Origin of the sequence: Pseudoalteromonas sp. XMcav2-N, assembly GCF_024124545.1 — a bacterium.
Classification (GTDB): domain Bacteria; phylum Pseudomonadota; class Gammaproteobacteria; order Enterobacterales; family Alteromonadaceae; genus Pseudoalteromonas.
Map to the genome: position 1 here is coordinate 73,708 of NZ_JAMXSF010000009.1, position 17,234 is coordinate 90,941.

The 17,234-nt window shown below is 49.4% G+C and carries 17 protein-coding genes; 11 read left to right on the forward strand and 6 right to left on the reverse strand.

Features of this window, described 5'->3' with window-relative positions:
- Positions 1–44: 44 nt before the first annotated feature.
- Complete coding sequence (locus NH568_RS13325) at positions 45–2,159, reverse strand: winged helix-turn-helix domain-containing protein (protein ID WP_253048082.1); 2,115 nt, start codon at positions 2,157–2,159, stop codon at positions 45–47.
- Positions 2,160–2,350: 191 nt separating this feature from the next.
- Between NH568_RS13325 and NH568_RS13330 the strand changes: the two genes are divergently transcribed.
- From NH568_RS13330 to NH568_RS13345, 4 genes are all read left to right on the forward strand, one after another.
- Positions 2,351–3,244: a hypothetical protein gene (locus NH568_RS13330; protein ID WP_253048083.1), complete on the forward strand. Its 894-nt coding sequence runs from the start codon at positions 2,351–2,353 to the stop codon at positions 3,242–3,244.
- 154 nt (positions 3,245–3,398) lie between these two features.
- The gene (locus tag NH568_RS13335; RefSeq protein ID WP_253048084.1) at positions 3,399–3,908 is read left to right on the forward strand and encodes a hypothetical protein; all 510 of its coding nucleotides are present in this window, start codon (positions 3,399–3,401) and stop codon (positions 3,906–3,908) included.
- A complete protein-coding gene (locus NH568_RS13340; RefSeq protein ID WP_253048085.1) occupies positions 3,901–4,122 on the forward strand; it encodes a helix-turn-helix transcriptional regulator in 222 nt (73 codons plus the stop codon). The genes NH568_RS13335 and NH568_RS13340 overlap by 8 nt, the downstream gene beginning before the upstream one ends.
- A gap of 151 nt (positions 4,123–4,273) precedes the next feature.
- The gene (locus tag NH568_RS13345; RefSeq protein ID WP_253048086.1) at positions 4,274–4,729 is read left to right on the forward strand and encodes a hypothetical protein; all 456 of its coding nucleotides are present in this window, start codon (positions 4,274–4,276) and stop codon (positions 4,727–4,729) included.
- Positions 4,730–4,773: 44 nt separating this feature from the next.
- Here NH568_RS13345 and NH568_RS13350 read toward each other — a convergent pair whose 3' ends face one another.
- Positions 4,774–5,346 (reverse strand): DUF4879 domain-containing protein, encoded by a 573-nt coding sequence (locus tag NH568_RS13350; RefSeq protein ID WP_253048087.1) that lies wholly within the window; start codon positions 5,344–5,346, stop codon positions 4,774–4,776.
- A 270-nt stretch (positions 5,347–5,616) separates the two neighbouring features.
- On the opposite strand from NH568_RS13350, the gene NH568_RS13355 reads away from it, so the two are divergent.
- From NH568_RS13355 to NH568_RS13365, 3 genes are all read left to right on the forward strand, one after another.
- Positions 5,617–8,427, forward strand: a complete 2,811-nt coding sequence (locus NH568_RS13355; protein ID WP_253048088.1) for a putative Ig domain-containing protein — start codon at positions 5,617–5,619, stop codon at positions 8,425–8,427.
- Positions 8,428–8,723: 296 nt separating this feature from the next.
- A complete protein-coding gene (locus NH568_RS13360; RefSeq protein WP_253048210.1) occupies positions 8,724–9,545 on the forward strand; it encodes a hypothetical protein in 822 nt (273 codons plus the stop codon).
- A gap of 104 nt (positions 9,546–9,649) precedes the next feature.
- Positions 9,650–9,802, forward strand: a complete 153-nt coding sequence (locus NH568_RS13365; RefSeq protein ID WP_171045418.1) for a hypothetical protein — start codon at positions 9,650–9,652, stop codon at positions 9,800–9,802.
- A 68-nt stretch (positions 9,803–9,870) separates the two neighbouring features.
- Here NH568_RS13365 and NH568_RS13370 read toward each other — a convergent pair whose 3' ends face one another.
- Together NH568_RS13370 and NH568_RS13375 are read right to left on the reverse strand one after the other, a co-directional pair.
- Positions 9,871–10,203, reverse strand: coding sequence for an antibiotic biosynthesis monooxygenase (locus tag NH568_RS13370; RefSeq protein WP_253048089.1), 333 nt, complete (start codon positions 10,201–10,203; stop codon positions 9,871–9,873).
- Positions 10,193–10,414, reverse strand: coding sequence for a DUF2798 domain-containing protein (locus NH568_RS13375; RefSeq protein WP_253048090.1), 222 nt, complete (start codon positions 10,412–10,414; stop codon positions 10,193–10,195). Before NH568_RS13375 ends, NH568_RS13370 begins: the two co-directional genes overlap by 11 nt.
- An 87-nt stretch (positions 10,415–10,501) precedes the next feature.
- Here NH568_RS13375 and NH568_RS13380 point away from each other — a divergent pair, with 87 nt between their 5' ends.
- Positions 10,502–11,362 (forward strand): LysR family transcriptional regulator, encoded by an 861-nt coding sequence (locus tag NH568_RS13380; RefSeq protein ID WP_253048091.1) that lies wholly within the window; start codon positions 10,502–10,504, stop codon positions 11,360–11,362.
- A 158-nt stretch (positions 11,363–11,520) separates the two neighbouring features.
- On the opposite strand, the gene NH568_RS13385 is transcribed toward NH568_RS13380, so the two are convergent.
- A complete protein-coding gene (locus NH568_RS13385) occupies positions 11,521–12,552 on the reverse strand; it encodes a hypothetical protein (RefSeq protein ID WP_253048092.1) in 1,032 nt (343 codons plus the stop codon).
- A 347-nt stretch (positions 12,553–12,899) separates the two neighbouring features.
- Between NH568_RS13385 and NH568_RS13390 the strand changes: the two genes are divergently transcribed.
- From NH568_RS13390 to mutM, 3 genes are all read left to right on the forward strand, one after another.
- Positions 12,900–14,543, forward strand: a complete 1,644-nt coding sequence (locus NH568_RS13390; RefSeq protein ID WP_253048093.1) for a methyl-accepting chemotaxis protein — start codon at positions 12,900–12,902, stop codon at positions 14,541–14,543.
- An 85-nt stretch (positions 14,544–14,628) separates the two neighbouring features.
- Positions 14,629–15,117, forward strand: coding sequence for a hypothetical protein (locus tag NH568_RS13395; RefSeq protein WP_253048094.1), 489 nt, complete (start codon positions 14,629–14,631; stop codon positions 15,115–15,117).
- Positions 15,117–15,926: a bifunctional DNA-formamidopyrimidine glycosylase/DNA-(apurinic or apyrimidinic site) lyase gene (gene mutM, locus NH568_RS13400; RefSeq protein ID WP_253048095.1), complete on the forward strand. Its 810-nt coding sequence runs from the start codon at positions 15,117–15,119 to the stop codon at positions 15,924–15,926. The genes NH568_RS13395 and mutM overlap by 1 nt, the downstream gene beginning before the upstream one ends.
- Here the strand turns inward: mutM and NH568_RS13405 are convergent.
- Positions 15,923–17,053: a M20 family metallopeptidase gene (locus NH568_RS13405; RefSeq protein ID WP_253048096.1), complete on the reverse strand. Its 1,131-nt coding sequence runs from the start codon at positions 17,051–17,053 to the stop codon at positions 15,923–15,925. The genes mutM and NH568_RS13405 overlap by 4 nt on opposite strands.
- Positions 17,054–17,234: the final 181 nt, after the last annotated feature.

Consider the following 17,234-nt stretch of genomic DNA (forward strand, 5'->3'; position numbering starts at 1 on the left):
TTGTTTAAAGGGCAGGTGGCGGGCTGCCCTTTTTGAGTTTCTGCTTAGTCCGCCAGCAGCAATTCCACCACTTCTTTGCGGGATGTAAGCTGTTTGATTAACAAGATTTGTTGATCGTTGACGGCCGAAATGCGGACAATATCATTTGCCAATGTGGTTAAGATCTCAAAATCACCGCTGTGTAGATCGTAAGACCACAATTGTGCATTTTCATTAATCCCATAAAGAGTATTGCCAAATGCAGTAAAGCGCCGCTCGCTGCCCTGATCCAGAAGTGGCTCAATCAGCTCGTCTTCAACCGGGCCGGATCGCCAGAAGCGATCCATATGATCGGAATAGATCAAAGTGCCATCGGTGGTTTTCAGTGCCCAGCTGACCTCGCGGTCGTTCAGAACACGTATGGCTGAGTCTGTCAGGTTCAGCTCGGCAAACGTGAGCACCCCATTTATTTTGAGCTGGGCAAGTGCCCTCTGAGCGCGGCTGTTCCAGTAAAATAATTGCTCTACCGGGTGCGCCAGGGGAATGGCGTGCGCAGTGCCATCCAGAGAGAGCTTCACCAGCGCTTTGTCGGCGTTGGTTAAAAGCTCAGTGCCATCGGCTGACCAGTGGGTTTCGTATAAAAAGGTATCCATCGGGAAGTTACTGAGCTGACGGGGGACCTGCCCGTCGCTGAGCCAGATCTGCATTTGTCCGGAGCGTGCGGAATTAAAGGCGAGCAGGTCACCACCCGGCTGAAATATCGCATTGCTTTCTTCCTTAGTTGAACGTTCAATGATCTTTGCTTGTGATGTTTGTAGCGAGGCGTCATTGCCAAACGGCATAGTGAGGATATCACTGTCATATTGTCCCTTGATCACCAGCATGCGGTGACCGTCGGGATGGAACACCGGTGAGCCCATAGGTTCATCAACTGGCAGGGTCACGGGGCTGACTTGTCCCTGATAGGTGAGGGTATATAACTGCCGTCCGGTGCTGAAGGCTAGCTGGTTTTCATAGGGCGAAAAATTGGGATAGATGGGCCTGAATCGGGCTATGGTATTTGGATAGTGAATGCGGTGACTGGATACCTGCTCGCCATCGGGCCTCAGCATATCAAGATAGTAGTGCTCACCCTCACCAAGGCGCACCACCGCCAGCAAGCCGTCTTTACGGGAATAATCATAGCTGATGATGTCGCCGTCGTTGACCTCATACAGGGGCGCGCTGCTGTTATCTGTCATTGAGTAGCGGATCAGTTTCCAGCGCTCATCTGTTTTTTGTAGCAGTGCAATATGCTCGCTATCCAGCCATTGCGGCTCTCTGATCTGTGAGTTTTTGCATTCCAGCACGCGAGTAGGGGTTTGCGGTGTTTGCAAGGCTTTATCGAAATCCAGCGTCATCAGGTGATAACAGAGTTTCTGGGTTATGGGCTGCGCACAGGTTGAGGTTTGCACGAATGCCAGTGTTTTGCCATCGGGTGAAAATTGATGCTGTCCGTTGATATCCAGGTTATCCGTCAGGCGAAATTCCTGCTGGGTGTCGATACGTTTTGCCCAGATATTGTTACGACATAGTTCTGTGGAGTAACGGTGAAACACAATATATTCGCCGTCGGGCGAGTAAACCCCGGCCACTTCGCGATTGTCGGTGGCCGTCAAAGGTCGAAACTCGCTGATCGTCAGCTGTTCGCCTGAACTTGGTTCAAACAACACAGAAGCCGCAAGGCCAACAATAAAAAATGCCGCCGCAAACAGGGCAAAACCGAATTGCGAGCGCGAACGTACCTGAGTTGGCGCAGGTGTTCGACTTGGTTCGGGGTGAGTGTCTTCTGTGTGCTGTTCAGACGCTGCGCTTGGCGGCTGGGTTTGCCAGCGTACTTCACATTCCAGACTATAGCCCTGCTTGGCATGGGTCTTAATGATATGCTGCTCTTTGCCATCATCACCCAGTGCTTTTCTTAACTGGGCAATGCAGCGCTGCAAAGTATTTGGCGAGACCACGGTATCCTGCCAGACCTGATCCAGCAGAGCATCCTGACTGAGTACCTGACCCTGATGCTGTGCCAGTACGGTAAGTACAGACAGTGCTTTGGGGGCTAAGGTTTTTATCTCTTCTTTGACAGTGATTTGATTGCGCGATAAGTCTACAAAAAACTCACCAATCCAGTATTGCTGTGTCATAACACCCCTAGTGCGCTTGGCGCTTTCTGCATCTGTACCAAAACCTTACACTGAAATTTTATGTAAGATTTTGATAGTAATGCTTTTTATGGTTTACAGATTAAAGTCAGCGAGAAGTCACTATAAAGCCCAGTTTTAATTTTTGAAACGATTAAGGTGAAGGCTTATCTATCCGCTTACATGGAGAATATATGATGAAGTCTGAATTACCAAAGTTACTTTTTTCTGTTGTTACCCTGCTGCTGTGCAGCAACAGCCATGCTCAAGGTGTGCTGGCCGGATTGAACGGCCCTTATCTGGGCCAAAACCCTCCCGGGCTCACACCCAAAGTGTTTGCCCCTGGCATCGTATCGACACTCGATTGGGGAGATGCGGTGCATTTCGCACCTGATAAAGAACTGCTTTATGTATCTCGATGGCGGGTGGCCAATGGCCAGCGTGAAACGGCTCATGTGGTATTCAAACGAGTTGCCGAAGGCTGGCAAAAAGTTGTGACTGAGCACACAGGTCGTGCGGCGTATTACAGCCCGGATGGACAAATGGTGTTTTACGGCAAGCAATATAAAACGCGCACCTCAGACGGATGGTCTGAGATGAAAAAGCTCGGCCCTGCTTTTGATGATATCCCTTTGATGGGGCTTAAAATGTCGCGAAAGGGCACGTTAGTGTTCGACGAGTTTACTCGTGACGGTAATGGCGTACTGAGATACTCAAAATGGGATAAGGGTGAGTGGCAGGCACCAACAGCGTTTAGCACAGCAATCAATACAGGTAAGTGGAATGCCCATCCGTTTATTGCACCTGACGAGTCTTATGTTATGTGGGATGGTGAGCGGGAGCAGGGGTTTGGCAGTTCAGATCTGTATATTAGCTTTCGCCAGCGCGATGGCTCATGGGGTGAAGCGATTAATTTGGGAGCGCGAGTTAATACGGCTGCCGAAGAAGGAGGACCTCAGGTAACACCGGATGGTAAATATCTGTTTTTCAACAGAATGGTTAAGTCTAAGGGGAGAGCTGGTGAAGCACAGTCCGACTTGTTCTGGGTTGATGCAAAAATTATTGATGAGCTCAGGCCCGTTGACTGAGGTCCCGAGCGGTCAGATTTGCACGAACGGTGACGTTCATCGACGGCTAGATTGTCATGGATGTTCGACCTGAAGTAAAAGATATTTGACATAAGTGGAATTTTCAACCAGTATTAAGTCAAATATTTTTTACTTTGAGTTAAGGATGGTAGTCATGACAAGCAATGAAAAATTGAAAGTGCTCAAGGCGCTGCTCGACTCGCTGAGCTTTCGGGATCTGACTTTGAGCTTAGATCTGTTGGTAACCGGTGCTGTAGTCTATTTCTACGCCTCCAGTCTGATGATGGCTACAGCAGAACAGCTCGCCAGTGGGGTTTGGATATCCCAGCTGCTCGTCAAAGTTGTGGGTGTTTCGATTGCTTTGTCTATTGTCAGTCAGCTATTGCTGGAGCTGGTCAGTGATGGCGAAGTCGATCAGCCTATGGATGAACGAGAAAAACAGGTGTCGCTGGTAGGTAATAAATATGCACTTTGGACGCTTCAGGCCGGGGTCTGTTTTGCGATTGGACAATATGCTTTTGAGCAAAACGGTATGGGTATTGCTGAGCGTGCGCCGTTGCCGTTTTTCACGTTACACATCATGGTTGGCGCCTTTTTATTGGCGGAGCTGGTTAACTACGCCACTCAATTGATCAGAAACCGTATGGTGACCCTCTATGGCTGAGTGCGCTATCACAAATCAAATCAAAACCCTCAGATTTATGGCTGGCGAGATGACGCAGAAAGAACTGGCTGAGCGTGTTGGCGTGACCCGGCAGACTATTATGGCGATTGAGGCAGCAAAATACTCACCATCACTGGAGGTCGCGTTTAAAATTGCTCAGGTATTTGGCGAGCCGCTGGAATCTGTTTTTCAGTATCAGCATCGTGAGCTGTGAAAAAAGTCGGTACGCGAATAAAATTAGCTAGGTAAAATGGATGGTTTTCTTGGCACCTTAATTGCATTAACAAAATGTAAATAGCGGGCCTGCTTAGTTTGCCGTTGAGAGATGACCCGCCCTAATCTCCACCAATGGAAGGATATCATCAATGAACGCAATTAATGCAAGCGCTGGCGCCAGTGCAGCCAGCCAGGTCTACGCGACACGCGCAACTTACACGGCCGACGAGCAAACCGCTGAGACAACCAAAACTGCAAGTGATACTGTCACGCTCAGTGACAAAGCCAGGCAGGCGGAAAACAAGTGGCAAGAACTTGCAGCCAACTATGATGTACACAATATGTCGGCAGGTGAAATGCGCAGTCTGTCACGAGAGCTATTTGATGGGGGCTTTATCGGCACGGGTGAAATGATGGTGATAGGCGCACCGACTGCCATGAATGAAGATCCGCTCAAGAAGCACGATTTACTGAACGATATGCGTCATACCTATCAACTATCGTCCGCCATGGGTGGGCACAGCAAAGAGTCCAGTGAGCTGTATCTGAAATCTATCGAAGTGCTCGAAAGATTGGGTAAAACCCGCTCTGATCCCGCGGCTTAACAAAATGGGTGCATAACAGCTGAATGCACCCAGTGTTCAAAACACTAGTTGATGTACAGAGAGTCACTCCAGTAACCAAACGGAGAAGCCACTGAATTCGCCGAGGCTTTTACCTGACCTGCAGACTGACCGGTGAAATCCCAACCATACAACCAGCCAGTGACAGTTTCCCCTGCCTGACAGCGATGTAAATTAGAGCCGCATCGCGCCTCTCTGAGCGCAGCAGACTTCGACAGGCCATTCATGGTAGCGTTATTTGGATTACCGTAGCCGACTTGCCAGGCATACACAAATAAGTAGCTACCACCATGATTTGTGCTGCCGGTTGAGAAGTCACCCGCCAGAATGGTTTGGTCGTCACCTTGCTGTGATCGCACCAGACCAAATTCAAAGTAGGAGATACCTGTGGCAGGGGCCATAGGTTGAACGTCAAAGCGAGGGTATTGCTTGGTCGTTTCTCTGAATTCCGGTGCCTGTTTTACGAGGTCTGACGTTGAGAACTCTATACCGTAGTAGTTTTCTGCATTTTTCATAATGCCGTTTTCAATGTCACCGGCCAGTGCCGAAACCGACATAACTGCAGCCAGACCCAATACAGTGTTTCGCAAATTTTTCATAAAATTGTCCTTTTTAATTAGTGTGTCTGTGACGCAAAGTGCGTCACAGATGTATTGTTTACTTTTTGTGAATCAATTTAAACTTTTATTTTACATTTGTTGTGGCGAGCTTGCTTTGGATCAAGAAGGCTGGGTGTCTAAGTATGTGTGTCAAGACCACAACAAGGTTGTTTATCTGGTATACAGACTTATTACGTATCTGATAAGGTGACAAATGAGCGGCTATTCAGGTCGTCAGTACAGGACAAAAACAATTAAAAAGGAGTGAATATGCGTCATAAAACACATGCCCGCTGGTTGGGTGGCGTCGCCTTATCGGCGATTGCTGCAGCGGTCATTTACGCAAATCATCAACCCACCATTCACGATATAACCCCCACAGTAAAAGTTCACGAGAAAAATATTCGTGAACCCGATAAGTCGATGCAGAGCCTGATCCGCGTTAATCCTGCACGTCAGGTCGATATACAGGCGCGATATGACCAGGCATTCAAGCAGGTCCAGGCACACAGAGCGCAGGAATACTCAGACACCCAGTGGCAAAACCTGGGGCCAGAAATGGTTGGTGGTCGAACCCGGACCCTGGTATTTCACCCGCAAAACCCCGACGTTGTGTTCACTGCCGGGATTTCCGGAGGAATATGGAAATCTGTGGATGGCGGAGAAAACTGGCAGCCGGTTGCCAATGACCTGCCCAGTATGGCGATAGGCACTCTGGTCTTTGACCCTGCCGACAGTAATCGCCTGTTTGCGGGCAGCGGTGAAGGAGTCTACGTGGGTCGTGGATTCACAAACAGCATCGGCTTTGCCGGTGATGGCATCATGACATCTGAGGATGGGGGCGAGACCTGGTATCAGTTGGAGAGCACCAACAATAATGTCAATTTCCAGTATGTAAACAAGCTCCGTTTTGGAGCCAAAGGCCGCTTGTATGCGGTGACGAATACCGGGATTTGGCTGTCTGATGACAAAGGTGAGCGCTGGCAACTGGCACTGGATCAAAGCGAGGTGGTGGGCGGTTGTCTGGAACTGGCGGTGAGCCCATTAAGTGACGAGCAGGATCGTATCCTGGCAAGCTGTGGCAACTTTGGCGAGGGCGGTGCAGTCTATTTGAGTCTGGACTCGGGACTGAGCTGGCAGACGGTGATTACAGAGCCTAATCAGGGGCGGACGACTTTGGCCTTTGCACCGTCTGACCCAAACACGGTTTACGCACTGGCTGCGTTTAACGCTCGGGGAGATATACCCCATGCGCTGCAGGGCTTGTATAAATCGGTGGACGGAGGTGAAAACTGGACGCTGGTCACAGGTCCGCAACACGAAGACATACTGGGCCGGTATGTGCTCTCTAACCCCGCGACACTGAATTGTGACGATCCACAGCGGAGTTTCATTTATGGTCAGGGCTGGTTTGATAACACGCTGACTATAGATCCCACAGATGCGAATGTGATCTGGGTTGGTGCGGTTGAGTTGATGCGCTCCGTAGATGGTGGTCAGAGCTGGCAGCAGATGTCGTTTTATTATAGTGGCGAGGCGCTCCCGCATGTGGATCACCATGGACTTTATTTTCACCCCAACTACGATGGGGTCAATGAAACCCGACTATATAACGTCAATGACGGTGGTATTGCCCAGACTAATAATCCCTTTGCGTCAGGGGTGAGTGCCTGTGCAGAAGAGACTGCTGAGATCTCCTGGCGCTCTTTGAACTCAGGTTACAATGTCACTCAGTTTTACCACGGCGATGTATCGGAAGATGGCAGCCGGGTAGTCGGTGGCGCTCAGGACAACGGCAGCTGGATGTATACCCCGGATATGGGGTGGCAGGATGTCGGAGCCGGTGATGGTAGTTATGCGTTTTTTATTGATGAAGCACGTACGCTGATGTCCAGTCAGAACGGCACTTTGTTCCTGCGTGAAAACGGAGAAAACCGCTATATACAAAAAGCGGACTATGAAAATGCCCTGTTCATTGCACCGTATGTGGTCGACCCGAATTACTCTGAACGAGTCTGGCTGGGCGGGCAGAGTTTATGGCGTCTGGATGAGCTGGCCGATGGTCAGTTTGAGCGCGCATCTGAGCGGTTTACCGAGGAGTATCGTCGGGGGATCACTGCGCTGGCGGTTAAACCAGGAGACAGCAACACCGTTGTTTACGCACAAACGGACGGCGCGCTGAAGCGCATGACTAATGCGCTGAGCGCAGACAGCACGACCATAGGGCAAGATATCAGTTTCTCTGACACCGCCTATGTGCGCGAATTACACTATAGCCTGCATAACCCCGCACATATGTATGCGGTCACATCCACATTTGATGAAAAACACATCTGGAAGAGCGAAGACGACGGGACCAGCTGGCGAGCACTCGACGGCGAAGGGGAAGGGGCGTTTCCTGATTTACCGGTACATACTTTGGTTGAGCTCAAAGAAGACCCGGATACCTTGTTCATTGGCACAGATTATGGTGTGTATCACACGGATAATGGCGGCGAGCACTGGCAGCCATTCATTCACGGGCTGCCCAATGTCGCTGTGTATCGCATGGTATTGAGGCGTATTGAGCACATCAACTATCTTTATGCATTCACATATGGTCGTGGTGTATATCGTATTGCGCTGGATGTACCGAACCAGGCACCACAATGGCGTCAACAGCCTGAGACACTGACTGTCAGGCAGGACGAGCCCATAACGCTAGAATTGATCGAGCTGGTGGTTGACTTGAACGGGGATGACTACCAATTTAGTGCGACTGAGTTACCGCAAGGGTTCGAATTGACACCATGGGGGACTCTGAGCGGGCAGTTTTCCCAACCGGGCGAGTACAAGGTGACTATTGAAGTCAGTGATGGTGAACTCAATCAACCGCTTGAGCTGGAGTTTGATGTTGAAGCATCCAGTGATAGTTCAGGCGATGGTTCAGGCGATGGTTCAGGCGATGGTTCAAGCAGTGACTCGGGTGACGATACAAGCGAAGTCAAACCAGGTGGCAGTAGCGGTATGCTCAGCACGCTGCTAGCTATGATTGGAGGCGCAGCCTGGTTACGCAGAAGAAAAGCCATACGGGCATCTTAACCGGCAAGTCTGTTGCTGCCGACACTCTACCTTGGCACATTAAATGTTGAGTGTGACTTTGATCAAGCCACCTTAGTCGGGTGGCTTTTTTATGCGTTTTATCAGTGTTTATGCCGATATCAATCTGATTCTTATGCTTTTTTATTATTCATAAAGACATCAGCAAAACATCATGTAATGGCCGGCCCGTTCGTTAACCTTGCTGTATACCAGTGCCAAAAAACAACACGATTTAGTCCGGGAGTTCAGCAATGAAAGCGATGTCAATATTCACTGTATCCTTCTCACTCTTAATAATGAGTTCAGCCAGCATGGCCAATCAGGTATCGGAGACGTTAACAGGGCCCTACCTGGGGCAAAAAAAGCCGGGGAATGTCCCTCAGGTATTTGCTCCGGGGGCAGTCTCTACCAAGCACAGGGATTACAATGCCTTTTTCTCACCCGATATGACGGAGTTTTATTTCACCCGCAGAGATAACGATACGGGTAACTGGACCTTAATATCCTATGTCCAGCAAAACAATCAATGGCATGAACAGGTAGTTGGCCCACGGGTAGGGCGTCCGTTTCTGGCTCCGGACGGACAAACCATGCATCTTGGAAAATACTATATGGCGCGTACAGCCTGTGGCTGGGGATCGTTGCAGGTGTTAGGCCCCATGTTTGCTCGCAATGATTGGGGTATTATGCGCCTGACTTCATCCCGCAAGGGCACTTATATTCTGGACGACTACAAAAGCGGGGATGTCATTCGTGTGTCAGAAGTGGTTAATGGCAAGCGACAGCCTCCTGTTGCACTGGGTCCGGAGGTCAATACCGGCAAGTATAATGCACATCCGTTTATAGCGCCTGATGACTCTTATATTATCTGGGACGGTCAGCGAGAAGAGGGGTATGGTGACAGCGATCTGTATATTAGTTTTCGACAAAAAGACGGCAGCTGGGGGGAGGCCATAAACTTAGGGGCTCCAGTGAATACTGCCGGCAGGGAAGCATCAGCCAGCGTCACGCCCGATGGTAAGTATTTGTTCTTTAACCGTGATGCCGAATCCGCAGAAGGGGATATCTATTGGGTGGATGCACAGGTGATCGAGCGATTGAGACCAGTTCAAGACTAGCCTGAGGAAGCATGTTTTTGTACTTTTTTTGTACCAATCAGAGAGGTTCTGTGTTAAACCTGATTGGCCACTTAAGGCATTCATATTTTGATTAAGGAAGGATTATGAAACTGAAATTGAATAAAAAAGCAGTCAAAACTCTTCAGGACCATGGCTTAAACAAAGATCAGACTAAAGCAATTGCTGGCGCGGGTAATCAGGCAAGTGTTGATATTTGCTGGACACACCCAGCCTATGCTGCCTGTAGAATGCACTAAGCGCTCATTGTGTATTAATACAATAAACTGAGATAGATGCCCGCATTTTGCGGGCATTTTCGTGTGCCTTACACGTCGAGCTCAGTCATAAAGTGGAGTTCTATGGGGGTTGCCAGAGCCTGCTCATAAAGTTGATACACTTTTTGGGTGTAGGGCTGAGCATGGTGGAAATCAAAGTCATGGCGTCGTGAAAATCGCTCTATCAGCGTGAGCTGTGATTGCTCCTTGTTTTCATAAAGCTCAAAACGCTGGCAGCCCGGTTCACATCGTGTCACTTCGATAATTGCCTCAATCGCGGCTTTGCAATCTTGGTAGCTGTCAGCTTTTGGACTAATATAGGCAATCAAATTGACGGCGTCATCATGTTGGGGCAAGTCATTAAGTGCGTTGTCATGTGTCATTGAAGACCTCCAGAATACAGTGTGTGAGTGTTTGAACAGGGCCGCTTAGCAGATATGCGGTGATCAGTGCCACAGGCCAGGCGTGTAAAAATGCGCTGAACCAGTGTGGTACAAACTCAGCGTCAATGCCCAGGTTTAAGTACGTGACCCAACCAGATACCAATGCAGACAGGCAAAATGAGAAGAGGGTCGTAAATATCAGTTTTTGCATCTTGGCTCCTTGGTTACCCACCCATCATATCCACCGCCGAAAAAAGTGGAATATCAGAAATCGAAAGTTAAGATTAAGGAAATCCCTATGCTTGATGATCTCTTGCTCTTTGTTGAAGTTGCTCGGCGTGGTAGTTTTGCCAAAGCGGCTGAGGCGTTAGCACTCAGTGCGCCTACGTTGTCGAAACGCCTCGCCGGGTTAGAAGCCAGGCTTGGGTACAGCTTGATGATCCGCTCCGCACGGGGCGTGCTGCTCACGTCTCACGGACATGCGGTGTATGATAAGGTTGCAACAGAACTATTAGCACTGAACGCGCAATGCACTGAGTTACTTAATCCGCAGGTCAGAGCGTTTCATTTGTTGTGTCCGCAGAATTTGATCAATGGCCCGCTGTATTCTGTGGTTGAGACTTTTCAGCGTGCTTATCCAGATCTGACACTGCATATTGAGCCAGATAATACCAATGTGCTGCTGAGTCAGAAGCGATTTGACGTGATCATCCGGGTGGGTACATTGCAAGACTCCAGTTGTTTTCATACCCGGGTAGGCCAGATTGGGGTCAAATGTGTGGTATCAGCGCAGGCAGGCGAGGTAAGCACTTTGTTTATGCCCTTTAAAGCCGAGCAAGTACCGGATTCAGCCTCCTGGCGTTCACTGTTGGCACGTTTTGATCAGGTTTCGTATGTGGGGGATATCACTCTGGCCAGGCAAATGGTCTCATCCGGGTTAGGTGCGGCCATTTTACCTATGACGGAAGTCGCGCAGCTGGATCAGCCATTTCACTACCTTGGAGAGTGGCAGCACATGCGCCCGGTATATGCCCTGTGGGCAAATACAAGAAAACCGCCGGCTATGGTACAGATTTTCATCAATCAGCTGAAAGCGTTTTGTGCCGACTCGAAAGTGCTACAAGGCGCAATATGTGAAGGGTCAAAAGACCTGAAATAAGAGTGAGGGTTAAGACAGAGAAAACGCGCACTTAATGTGCGCGTTTATCAGTGCCGTCGCGAAGGGGATTGTTTAGTACACCGTACTGCGAACCCTTCATTCTATAAAACGAATGCGCCGGTTATCCGGATCACTCATTTTTAATTTTTTTGTCAAATTTACAGATTCAGTCCGAGCCGGACTTTGCCCTCCTCACGATAGGTGATTTGGGTATCTGTCTCACCTTGCACCGCCAGATAGCAACGGCCGTAACTGTCTGGTACCTGATAATTGTTTACGGGAAGCTCGCTAAAGCGTTGGTAACCATTTTGGCAATATAAAGCCACGGCACTCGGGTTGCCATTTTCTGCACTGAGTGAAATAGTACTGCGGTTGAGAATATGACGCCAGGTACGCGACTGAACCAGTTTGGATGTCACTGTATTGACTGGCTGCGCCGCCAGTTGTTCATGTAATTGTGCCTTAAATTCAGTGACGGTCTGCTTAGATAACTGTTTGTTCTTGATGTGGCGCATCTTTAGTAGTGTCTGCAACGCATTACCATATTGCTGATTGTAAAGTTCCAGGTTCATCAGGCTTTGCATAGACATCAGAGCAAGATCAGGTTCTAAAAAACTATGCATGTCCGTCGCTTTGCGAAGCTGCAGCTCGTAATTGTGCCAGTCCTGAATATTGTAGAAATAAGCGCTGGATAGCCAGGCTGTGTATGCTTGCTCAGCGATATTCTTAGTATATTTCTCGGTCAGTTCAGCCAATGCAGGTTTGGCTTCACTCAATTTATTCCCGGCGATTAATTGTTTGGTTTGATCAAAGTTTTTGGTATAGGTAGTGGATACGTTGTTGTTTGAGTGTCTTGTGAAGGTTTTATAGTGTCGTAAATAGAACTGTGATGAGGACGCTATTTTTTCTCCATTCAGGCTGGCTACGGCGTAGTTAAGTTGTTGCAGGTACAGCTTGGTTCGACCAAAGTATCTGGGATCCTCCGACTCGAGTAAAACATGCATCGGTTTACCATCCAGTCCGACCATAAAATCTGAATTTACCCAGGCCTCATTGCGGCTGCCGTCTTTGGTTTCTGCAAAAGCGCTGGTATTGGCGTTGTCTGCTAACTTTGGTGGGGTAAACAGTGGTTTTGCGTGTGCTGTTGCTGACAATGTACAAATAAGCAGAGAAAGGATCCGTTTGTTCATTTTAAATTCCTGACACACTTAACTTCGTTTGAATAAGTGCCGATTAATTGCTTTGTGTAATTTTCCACAATTATACCTAATTTGAGTCAGCTATGTGTACGCGCGTTTTACTTTTTCTCTGAACGTGCGTTCCGACCTTGACTTTCACCTCTCATGTTGATACGGCCGTTATGCAGTGCCATGTTTGTGTTAAGCGGATTTAATGAAGTACGCGAGACCGGGTTAACGCGCTCCGGCTGCCAGAATATTATTTTTTCTATAATGACAATTTATTTAATCAGCTTTACAGCGTAAAGTCCTGAGACTAACTTTGAACTTTCAATATGTTGCTATCATGGAGGCACAATATGGTGCAGTGGTTAATGGGGCTGTCGGTGAAAAGTCGACTGGTAGTGGGGTTTGGTATTGCGCTGGCGTTGCTGGTAGTGATGACCATTATTGGCAGCAATCGGGTGGCCTTTATCGATCATACATTAACAGAGATCACCGATGTCAACTCGGTTAAGCAACGCTACGCCATTAACTTTCGGGGCAGTGTACACGATAGAGCAATTGCCATTCGTGACGTGGCGATCGCCAGAAGCGCGTCAGAGGTGGCTGAGTATGAGCGGGAAATCGATCGGCTGGCACGTTTCTATCAGGATTCAGATGCTAAGATGACGCAAATGATTAACTCCGGCGGACACTTCAGCGCCCGAGAGCGGGAGATCCTGGCCCGGATCGAACGGATTGAGTCCAGTACACTGCCGCTGATCCGCACCATACTCAGTAATAAAAAAGCCGGTCAGCCTGTTGATGCGCTGGTACTGGATGAGGCCCGTCCGGCATTTATTACCTGGCTCAACGTGATTAACGAGTTTATTGACTATCAGGAGCAGCAAAATCAATCACTGACGCCGGCAGCGCGAGAAGCCGCAGGCGGGTTTTCGCAGCTTATGTTGTGGTTTACCGTTATTGCCGTTGCGATTAGTGTGCTGGTGGGATGGGCTATTGAGCGCAGTTTTCAGCGTTCTTTAGGTGGCGAGCCACAGGATGCAGCCGCTGCTGTGACACGTATATCCGGAGGCGACCTGACAGGGCAGATCCAGACCGACTACCCAGACAGCATGTTAGACTCTGTATGTCGGATGTCCGGTGAACTAACCCGTATTGTGACCAGTATTAAAGAGGTGTCCGAACAGCTGTCTGTGCAGGCTTCGACTGTATCTGGAGCTTCCGGTGAAATTTATGACGCAGCACAGCATCAGGCGGAGGCCACCAGCAAGACTGCAAATATGCTCGACGCTTTGCGAGAAAACATGATGCGGGTGAGTGATATCGCCAAGCAAACAGAAGAAAACTCCACACAAACGGTGACTTTTGCTGATCAGGGACGCCAGGCAATTCGTAATACCGCTGAGGCAATGGATACGATTGCGCAGACAGTGGACGGTACGGTGTCACAAATTCAGAAACTGGCTGAGCAGACCAAGCAGATCGGCGGTATTGCCAATGTGATCAGTGGGATCTCTGAGCAGACCAACCTGCTGGCACTGAACGCCGCTATTGAAGCTGCACGGGCTGGTGAATCTGGCCGTGGTTTCGCTGTGGTGGCTGATGAAGTGCGCCAGCTGGCACGCCGAACCTTTGAAGCCACAGATCAGATTGAAACCATGATCCGGGAAGTACAAAGTGAAACCTCTGCCACGGTGGCGGCGATGGAAAAAACCCAACCTCAGGTTGAGCATGGCCGTACGCTGACGTTTGAAGCCACCGAGCTACTGGAACAAATAGATACCCAGGCACAAAACTCCTTGTCTCAGGTTGGAGAGGTCGCCAGCGTCGCTCAGCAGCAGGCATCGGCAATCAACGAGGTGGCGTCAAACATGGAAGAGATCACACTGGCCGCTCAGGATGCGATGAGCGCGTTGAACGACAATAAACAGGCTACCAGTAAGCTGACAGAAATGTCTGGTGTGTTGGGTAAAAATATTGGCTTCTTTCGGATCTGAGTGTACTTAGCACAGTGTGCGGGATAAAATTCGGGGTCAAAATTAACCCGTCGGATTGCTGGTATGAAAAAGCACTGGAGCAGTTATGCGTTTGAGTCGTAAGGCCTGGAATAATGTGGTGATCTTTTCCATGTTGATCATGATCTTTTTTCTCAATGGGATTCACCAGAAAATGAACCCTTCGGATGAGGAAATGGGTAGCATGCCGCTTTTTGAGCAGCAGAGCTTTGTGCTGGCATTGGGCTTTCCGGGTTACAAGATTGAACGTATTGGCACCTCCTGGCGGCTCAGCGCTGATGCCGAGGCCACCTGGCAGGCACAACCGGCCACACTGGATGCGTTAGTTACCCGGTGGCAGGAAAGTGAGCTGGCATTGACTGACAGTCCGGGGTTGCCAGCCAGTGCAGCACTGAGTGTGGCTCAGTTCTGGCTGGCTGGCAGCGAATTACCTGTCAGCTATCAGCTGTACCGCCAGCAGCAGCGCTATTATCTTTTTGCCAGACAATCACAACGTTGGTTCAGCCTGAGCAAAACCCAGGCACAACAATTATTCGCCCCTATAGAGTTGAAGTAATGCCAGAATTACCTGAAGTAGAAGTGAGCCGTTTAGGCATTGAACCCCATATTCTGAATCAAACTGTCACTAAAGTTGTGGTGCATCAGCGCCAGCTGCGCTGGCCAGTCCCAGAGCAAGTGAGCCTGCTAGAAGGACAACACATACAGGGTGTCCATCGGCGGGCCAAATACTTGCTGCTTGAGAGTGCGCTGGGTACGGCTATTTTGCATTTAGGCATGTCGGGCAATTTGCGGGTGGTTGATAAGGACAGCCCATTAAAGAAACACGATCATGTCGAATTTCACTTTGCAAATGGGCTGGCCTTACGCCTTAATGATCCGCGTCGCTTTGGTGCATGTTTGTGGCAATCACCGGATGAGGCGCATGCGGTGTTTGCAAAGCTGGGCCCTGAACCACTGACAGAGGCGTTTACGGCCGAGCACTTGTATTCGGCCAGCCGGGGCAAGAAAGTCGCGATTAAACAGTTTATTATGGACAATCATGTGGTGGTGGGCGTCGGTAATATTTATGCCAATGAGTCTTTATTTAAAGCGGGGATCCACCCAAAGCGCGAAGCAGGTAAAGTGTCTTTGCAGCGCTATCAACGCCTGACACCCATTATCAAAGACACACTGGCAAGCGCCATAAAACAAGGTGGGACGACCCTTAAGGACTTTGCGCAAAGCGACGGTAAGCCAGGCTACTTTGCGCAGGAGTTGCTGGTCTATGGGCGTAAAGGCGAACCCTGTGTCAGCTGTGAGACTGAACTGAAGGAGATCCGCCTGGGTCAGCGCAGCACCGTCTATTGCTCCCAGTGTCAGCGCTAACTGTCACTGCTTAACTCAGCTTCCGGTTCGGCCTGATAACACAGGCTTGCCAGGATCTGAGTGACCTGTTCAATACGCAGCGCAAAACTGGATTTGATCGCGCGTTCATGAATGGTGTGATCCCCATCACCATAGGGTCCAAAGCCATCCAAAGTCGGCGTCCCCGTAGCGGCTGCAGTATTGGCATCGGACACCCCGCCACGATGTTCCACGGGCAGATCATAACCCAGAATCTCATTGATCTCATTCAATAAGGCTGATTGCTTATCCGTTGGTGCCATCACACCCCGTTGCAATCCCCCTTCTAACTTAACCGACACTCCTGTGACCTCAATGGCCAGGCAGATGTTTTCTATGCCCTCGAGTAAGCGCTGTTGTTCAGAGGCTTTGGTAAAGCGTGCTTCTACTACCATAGTGGCCGATGGAGAAATGGTGTTGGCACCAATGCCTCCCAGGATTTTACCCACATTGACGGTGCTGCCACGTTTGAGGTCGGTCAGGGCCGACATTTCCATCAGCATGTTTGCCAGTGCAAAGTTCGCATCAATACCATCCCGGTAATGGTTACCGGCATGTGCCGCCTTACCCGTAATGGTAATGGTATAAGTGGCAATGCCTTTGCGAGCCACCACCAGTTCGTGGTTTTTTCCTGCTGCTTCGAACACCAGGCAGGCATCATACTGTTTCGCAATTTTACTGGTCAGCGCCTTGCTGTCGTCACTGCCAATTTCCTCATCGCTGACCAGCAGCCAGTCAATGTTGTTGAGCGTGCCATAGGTACGCTTCAATTGCCGTAATGCATTCAGCGCTACCCAGTTACCGCCTTTCATATCGCACACACCCGGACCATACACACAGTCATCGTCCTGGCTGAATTCGACGAATGTATCGGGTGGATACACCGTATCCAGATGACCCAGCAAGAGGATCTTTTTACCCGTGCTTCTTGGCGCACGCAATAATAAATGATCACCAATATGTTCCCGCTGATAACGGGTGAGCGTATACCCCAGCGGTGCAGCCAGCTCAATCATTTGCTCGCCGTGTGCATCCACACCGGCTTTATGCTTACTGTAAGAATTACAACGAATTAAAGACGCGAGTTCATTAAAGTCCAGACTATCCATAACAGGTCCCTGCGGTAATTTTGGCCCATCGTGGCGATTTTCGATGACAGTCAGGTGACGGAATTATGAACAGTTTTTGGATCCCGACAGGTACAGAAAAACGATCAAAAATCTGTCACACAGTGCCCTGTAAAATAGCGTTTCTGACCAAATTTTATGCACCTGTTCAAGGACCAAGGAG

What these genes read in the sequence shown, in the direction of transcription:
- NH568_RS13350 (WP_253048087.1), bottom strand. Translation starts at nt 5,346, where the DNA reads ATGAAAAATTTGCGAAACACTGTATTGGGTCTGGCTGCAGTTATGTCG.
- NH568_RS13335 (WP_253048084.1), top strand. Translation starts at nt 3,399, where the DNA reads ATGACAAGCAATGAAAAATTGAAAGTGCTCAAGGCGCTGCTCGACTCG.
- NH568_RS13345 (WP_253048086.1), top strand. Translation starts at nt 4,274, where the DNA reads ATGAACGCAATTAATGCAAGCGCTGGCGCCAGTGCAGCCAGCCAGGTC.
- NH568_RS13330 (WP_253048083.1), top strand. Translation starts at nt 2,351, where the DNA reads ATGATGAAGTCTGAATTACCAAAGTTACTTTTTTCTGTTGTTACCCTG.
- NH568_RS13360 (WP_253048210.1), top strand. Translation starts at nt 8,724, where the DNA reads ATGAGTTCAGCCAGCATGGCCAATCAGGTATCGGAGACGTTAACAGGG.
- NH568_RS13405 (WP_253048096.1), bottom strand. Translation starts at nt 17,053, where the DNA reads ATGGATAGTCTGGACTTTAATGAACTCGCGTCTTTAATTCGTTGTAAT.
- NH568_RS13325 (WP_253048082.1), bottom strand. Translation starts at nt 2,159, where the DNA reads ATGACACAGCAATACTGGATTGGTGAGTTTTTTGTAGACTTATCGCGC.
- NH568_RS13395 (WP_253048094.1), top strand. Translation starts at nt 14,629, where the DNA reads ATGCGTTTGAGTCGTAAGGCCTGGAATAATGTGGTGATCTTTTCCATG.
- NH568_RS13385 (WP_253048092.1), bottom strand. Translation starts at nt 12,552, where the DNA reads ATGAACAAACGGATCCTTTCTCTGCTTATTTGTACATTGTCAGCAACA.
- NH568_RS13390 (WP_253048093.1), top strand. Translation starts at nt 12,900, where the DNA reads ATGGTGCAGTGGTTAATGGGGCTGTCGGTGAAAAGTCGACTGGTAGTG.
- mutM (WP_253048095.1), top strand. Translation starts at nt 15,117, where the DNA reads ATGCCAGAATTACCTGAAGTAGAAGTGAGCCGTTTAGGCATTGAACCC.
- NH568_RS13365 (WP_171045418.1), top strand. Translation starts at nt 9,650, where the DNA reads ATGAAACTGAAATTGAATAAAAAAGCAGTCAAAACTCTTCAGGACCAT.
- NH568_RS13375 (WP_253048090.1), bottom strand. Translation starts at nt 10,414, where the DNA reads ATGCAAAAACTGATATTTACGACCCTCTTCTCATTTTGCCTGTCTGCA.
- NH568_RS13380 (WP_253048091.1), top strand. Translation starts at nt 10,502, where the DNA reads ATGCTTGATGATCTCTTGCTCTTTGTTGAAGTTGCTCGGCGTGGTAGT.
- NH568_RS13370 (WP_253048089.1), bottom strand. Translation starts at nt 10,203, where the DNA reads ATGACACATGACAACGCACTTAATGACTTGCCCCAACATGATGACGCC.
- NH568_RS13355 (WP_253048088.1), top strand. Translation starts at nt 5,617, where the DNA reads ATGCGTCATAAAACACATGCCCGCTGGTTGGGTGGCGTCGCCTTATCG.
- NH568_RS13340 (WP_253048085.1), top strand. Translation starts at nt 3,901, where the DNA reads ATGGCTGAGTGCGCTATCACAAATCAAATCAAAACCCTCAGATTTATG.